6 protein-coding genes are annotated in these 5,339 nt (G+C 32.7%); all 6 read left to right on the plus strand.

All coding sequences use genetic code 11. From position 1 onward, the window contains the following. The coding region (locus AAC024_RS15615; protein ID WP_339896418.1) for a BT_3928 family protein at positions 1 to 1,305 on the plus strand (1,305 nt) is incomplete at its 5' end. Between the two features lie 15 nt (positions 1,306 to 1,320). Continuing rightward, a complete protein-coding gene (locus tag AAC024_RS15620) occupies positions 1,321 to 2,397 on the plus strand; it encodes an ABC transporter permease (RefSeq protein WP_339896423.1) in 1,077 nt (358 codons plus the stop codon). A 49-nt stretch (positions 2,398 to 2,446) separates the two neighbouring features. Then, the gene (locus tag AAC024_RS15625; protein ID WP_339896419.1) at positions 2,447 to 2,935 is read left to right on the plus strand and encodes a TlpA disulfide reductase family protein; all 489 of its coding nucleotides are present in this window, start codon (positions 2,447 to 2,449) and stop codon (positions 2,933 to 2,935) included. A gap of 78 nt (positions 2,936 to 3,013) precedes the next feature. Next, complete coding sequence (gene tpiA / locus AAC024_RS15630; protein ID WP_339896420.1) at positions 3,014 to 3,772, plus strand: triose-phosphate isomerase; 759 nt, start codon at positions 3,014 to 3,016, stop codon at positions 3,770 to 3,772. Between the two features lie 191 nt (positions 3,773 to 3,963). Next, the gene (gene prmA, locus AAC024_RS15635) at positions 3,964 to 4,797 is read left to right on the plus strand and encodes a 50S ribosomal protein L11 methyltransferase (protein WP_339896421.1); all 834 of its coding nucleotides are present in this window, start codon (positions 3,964 to 3,966) and stop codon (positions 4,795 to 4,797) included. Positions 4,798 to 4,878: 81 nt separating this feature from the next. After that, positions 4,879 to 5,154: an ATP-dependent Clp protease adaptor ClpS gene (locus AAC024_RS15640; protein ID WP_339896422.1), complete on the plus strand. Its 276-nt coding sequence runs from the start codon at positions 4,879 to 4,881 to the stop codon at positions 5,152 to 5,154. The last annotated feature ends 185 nt before the right edge of the window (positions 5,155 to 5,339 follow it).

The raw sequence follows: 5,339 nt of genomic DNA on the forward strand, positions 1-5,339 counted from the left end.
GCATTAGTAAACATATCAAGAATATTAGTTGGCGTATTGTTTATCTTTTCTGGACTTATTAAGCTAAACGATCCACTAGGATTTTCTTATAAACTCCAAGAATATTTTAGTCCAGATGTTTTAAATATACCATTCTTAGAACCCTATGCTTTAATGATTTCAGTTTTGGTGGTGGTGTTTGAAGTCGTTTTAGGTGTGTTTTTGCTCATTGGATATAAGTCTAAATTCACGGTTTGGAGTTTACTAGTAATGATTGTATTCTTTACGTTTTTAACGTTTTATGCAGCCTATTTCGAGAAAGTAAAAGATTGCGGTTGTTTTGGTGACTTTATTAAGTTGAAGCCTTGGACAACGTTTTGGAAGGATGTTGCGCTTTTAGTGCTGATTATTATTCTTTTTGTGGGTGTAAAACATATTAAACCCGTATTTGGAAAACTCGCAACAACAGTTTTGGCATTGCTTAGTTTTATCATTAGTTTATGGTTTGGATATTATGTGTTGATGCATTTACCGGCTATAGATTTTAGAGCTTATGCCATAGGAAAGAATATTCAAGAGGGCATGACCGTTCCAGAAGGTGCACCAAAACCCATTCAAGAATATAGTTGGAAGTTTAATATTAATGGAGAAGAAAAGGTTATTAAAACGAATGGCTCTTACCCTTCGGTTGATGGTGATTTTGTGAGTGTTGAAGCTAAAGTAATTCAAGAAGGTTATACACCTCCGGTAATTGACTTTTCAATTGAAAGTGCGGATGAAGATTTAATTACACATTTTTTAGAACAAGAGAACTTAATAATAGTGGTGTCTTATAGTTTAGAAAGTATAGAACGAGCGGGAGCTTTAAAGTTAAAGGCTTTACAGGATGACGCTAGAAAAAATAATTATCAAATAATAGGTTTAACAGCCTCTGGTGAAGAAACAAAACAACGTATTAACGAAGCTTATAATATTGATTTCGATTGGTATTTATGTGACGAAAAGGCACTTAAAACGGTGGTGCGTTCTAATCCAGGTGTTTTAGAATTAGATAAGGGGCTTGTGAAGCAAAAAGTCCACTGGAATGATATTGACGATTTAGAGCTACCAAAAGTTGAAAGAAAACCTGAACCAAAAAAAGTTGAAAACAGTATTGCTTATTTTGTAAATGATGAAGCTTCAACAAAAGAAGATGTTGAAGCAATAGATTCAGCTAAAATTGAAAGTGTAAATGTTATAAAGGATACCATTCAACTAAAAATATTAAATACTCAAAACAATACTTTTTACACAGGAATAATAGAAGTTAAACTTAAAGATGAATAATTAACTCAACAACAACTGATAAGCTATTTACTAAATAAAATATTTTACGCGTTACTTACATTAGTTGGAGTAGTTACGGTTATCTTCTTTTTATTTAGTGTGCTTCCTGGAGATCCTGCGCAAATGATGATGGGACAAAATGATGATAGTGAACAGTTAGCTATTGTTAAGAAGAAATACGGGTTCGATAAACCCGTCAGCACCCAGTATTTATATTATTTGAATGATTTATCGCCTCTCTCATTTCACTCAAACAATTCAGAAGACTATACGTTTTTAAGTGAAGGAAAGTACAGTGCAACAAACTTGTTTTCATTAGGTAACACAACAGCGGTTTTAAAGAAACCCTATTTAAGAGAATCCTTTGCTAAACAAGGTAAAAGAGTTAGTGAAGTGTTGGCTGAAACCTTACCTAACACATTTGTTTTAGCAGTTTCGGCAATTGTTATTGCTATAATTTTGGGCATTTTTCTAGGGATTATTTCAGCATTATATAAAGATAAATGGCTAGATAAAACCATTCAAATATTTAGCACGCTCGGAATGAGTATTCCATCATTTTTTAGCGCCATTTTATTTGCGTGGTTCTTTGGCTATTTATTACATGAATACACCAATTTAGAAATGACAGGAAGTCTTTATGAACTTGACGATTTTGGAGAAGCCTTTCATATTAAATGGAAAAACTTAATATTGCCAGCTGTTGTTTTAGGTATTCGACCCTTGGCGGTAGTGATTCAGTTAATGCGCAACTCTTTGTTGGAGGTTTTTAACCAAGATTATATTAGAACGGCACGAGCTAAAGGCTTAAGCGAATTTCAAATCATAAAAAAACATGCTGTTAAAAATGCATTAAATCCTGTAGTTACAGCTATTTCTGGATGGTTTGCATCTATGTTAGCAGGTGCTGTTTTTGTAGAGTATATTTTCGGGTGGAACGGACTAGGAAAAGAAATAGTAAACGCCCTAAACACCTTGGATTTGCCAGTAATTATGGGTTCGGTGTTAATTATCGCGGTAATGTTTATAATTATCAATATTTTTGTGGATCTAATTTATGTTTGGTTAGATCCTAAAGTAAAATTAGAATAATTTTTTCATTTCCGCGAAAGTGAACATCTTATCACAAAACAATAAAATCATGAATAAATTAAAATACATAATAGTTTTATTAATTAGTTTTTTAAGCTGTTCAGAAGAACCAACCCAATTTTCAGAAGCCGCTTTAAAAGATGTATTTGAGACTTTAAATGGTGATATTATAACATTTAAAGACATCTTAGAAACTCAAAATGGAAAAACTATAGTTATAGATATTTGGGCATCTTGGTGTAGTGATTGTATTAAAGGTATGCCTAAAGTAAAAGCATTACAAGAAGCATATAAAGACGTTGCCTATATTTTTATGTCTTTAGATAGAACACAGGACGCTTGGATTAGAGGTATAAAAAAATACGATCTACAAGGCGAGCATTACTTTATGCCTTCTGCTAAGAAAAGCGCATTTGCAGATTTTGTGAATATTAGCTGGATTCCTAGATATATGGTAATAAATAAAGCTGGCGAAATCGTTGTATTTGATGTTATTGAAGCTGATGACAATAAGTTAATAGAAGCATTAAAAAATTAGCTATTTTTGTATATCAAAACAGGAATAATAAATTTACAAATAAATATATCCCTCTTTTTAAGAGGTTAGCACAACATTATGAGAAAAAATATCGTAGCAGGAAACTGGAAAATGAACAATGATTTATCAGCATCTAAAAAGCTGGCAAATGAAGTTGCGAAATTAGTTAAGAAAAGCAAAGTAAAAGGAACTAAAGTTATAATAGCTCCAACGTTTGTGAATTTAGAACGTGTAGCTAAAGTAACTAAAAAATCAAAAGTTAAAGTAGCCGCTCAGAACATGCATTTTGCTGAAAGTGGAGCGTTTACAGGAGAAATATCTCCAAAAATGTTGAAGTCTATAGGCGTTAAAACGGTTATTTTAGGACATTCAGAGCGTAGAGAATATTTTGGTGAAGACGACGCTCTATTAGCAAAAAAAGTAGATGCAGCTTTACAAAATAAAATGGATGTTATATTCTGTTTTGGTGAAGTTTTAGAAGATAGAAAGTCTGGAAAACAAGAGCAAGTAGTAGAATTGCAGATTAAAAATGCTTTATTTCATTTAGAAGCGAAAGCTTTTGATAACATTGTTTTGGCTTACGAACCAGTTTGGGCTATAGGTACAGGCGAAACTGCAAGTCCAGAACAAGCACAAGATATGCATGCATTTATTAGAAAAACAATAGCTAATAAGTACGGAGCCGACGTTGCTAATGAGGTTTCTATTCTTTATGGCGGTAGCTGTAAACCAAGCAACGCTCAAGAAATTTTTTCTAAGCCAGATGTTGATGGCGGATTGATTGGAGGCGCAGCGCTTAATGCCGAAGATTTCTTAGCTATAGTTAATGCGTTTTAAGTAAATAAAAGCTTTTGTCATTTCCTTGAAGAAGGAAATCAATAAAAATAATTTGGGCGTTACCCCGAAGAAAAATCGGGGTCGCGCTTTACTTTACAAGTCCTCGCTATACCGATAAAAATCGGCATAGCTGTGGGCTTTTCATTGCAATCGCTAACGCAGGCTAATCAGCTAATATTATTATCTAAGCCATGTCCAATACAATCTATATCGGTTACTACTTTAAAGTTAAACCCTTAAAACCAGCAGTAGAAATTTTAATTGCAGAGCTAGGTTATGCAGGTTTTGAAAGTTTTGTAGAGACCGAAGAAGGCGCTACAGCATATATTCAGAAAGACGAATGGAACGAAAATATTCTTGAAGATATTCAAATATTGAATTCTGATGAATTTGAAATTACTCATACTTTTGAAAATATAGAGCAAATCAACTGGAATGCCGAATGGGAAAAGAATTTCAATCCCATTGTTGTCGATGATATATGTGCAGTTCGAGCCCCATTTCATGATAAGTTTGATACAAAATACGATATTATCATAGAGCCAAAAATGAGTTTTGGTACAGGGCATCATGAAACCACGCACATGATGATTCAGCATATTTTAAAAAACGACTTCAAAAATAAATCCGTTTTAGATATGGGTTGCGGAACCGGAGTTTTGGCTATTCTGGCAGAACTTAAAGGCGCTAAGCCTATTGATGCCATAGATTATGATAATTGGTGTTATTTAAATAGTCTAGAAAACGTAGAACGTAACAACCGTAAACATATCACAGTTATTGAAGGAGATGCTTCAGTTTTAAAAAATAAATACGACGTAATCATCGCTAATATAAATCGCAATATTTTAATGCAAGATTTGGCAACCTACATATCTTGTTTGAATAAAGGTGGCATGTTATTTTTAAGCGGATTTTACAATGAAGATATTACAATGATTAAAGCCGAATGTGAAAAATATTTGTTAAAATTTGAAGAAAAACTGGAACGAAACAATTGGGTATCATTAAAATTTTTAAATTAGCTATAAATTAAGTTTTAAAAACTAAAAATTTATAATAGTAAGATTTACTGTATACTGCGACTGCAAACTGAATACAAAAAAATGAGTACTAAGGAAAAAACATCACAAGAATTATTACTTAAAGAAGAAGTAAAAACTCAAAACGAGATTGTTTTATATAACGATGATGTAAATACTTTTGACCACGTTATTGAAACACTAATACATGCCTGTGAGCATACTGCAGAACAAGCAGAACAATGTTCTTTAATTGTGCATTACAAAGGGAAGTGTACGGTAAAAACGGGTTTGTATGACGATTTAAAACCACGCTGTTCTGTGCTTCTCGAAGCAGGTTTAAGCGCAGAAATTGTTTAATTATTGATGCTTCTAACGGCACAACTCACAAAAGATTTAGCTTTTGTGTTAGTGCGTTTTTATCTCCTGCAACAGGGTAACCTATATCATTTAGTAATTCCTTTACCTTTATAAATGTGGTTTCATTTTCATAATTAGGGCTTGCTGATTTTCATAGTACTTTTAATTTATGATTTTGATACTTA

It is taken from the genome of uncultured Algibacter sp. (genome assembly GCF_963976535.1).
Classification (GTDB): Bacteria; Bacteroidota; Bacteroidia; order Flavobacteriales; family Flavobacteriaceae; genus Algibacter_B.

Coding starts and splice junctions, on each gene's coding strand:
- AAC024_RS15625 (WP_339896419.1), top strand. CDS start 2,447: ATGAATAAATTAAAATACATAATAGTTTTATTAATTAGTTTTTTAAGC.
- tpiA (WP_339896420.1), top strand. CDS start 3,014: ATGAGAAAAAATATCGTAGCAGGAAACTGGAAAATGAACAATGATTTA.
- prmA (WP_339896421.1), top strand. CDS start 3,964: ATGTCCAATACAATCTATATCGGTTACTACTTTAAAGTTAAACCCTTA.
- AAC024_RS15640 (WP_339896422.1), top strand. CDS start 4,879: ATGAGTACTAAGGAAAAAACATCACAAGAATTATTACTTAAAGAAGAA.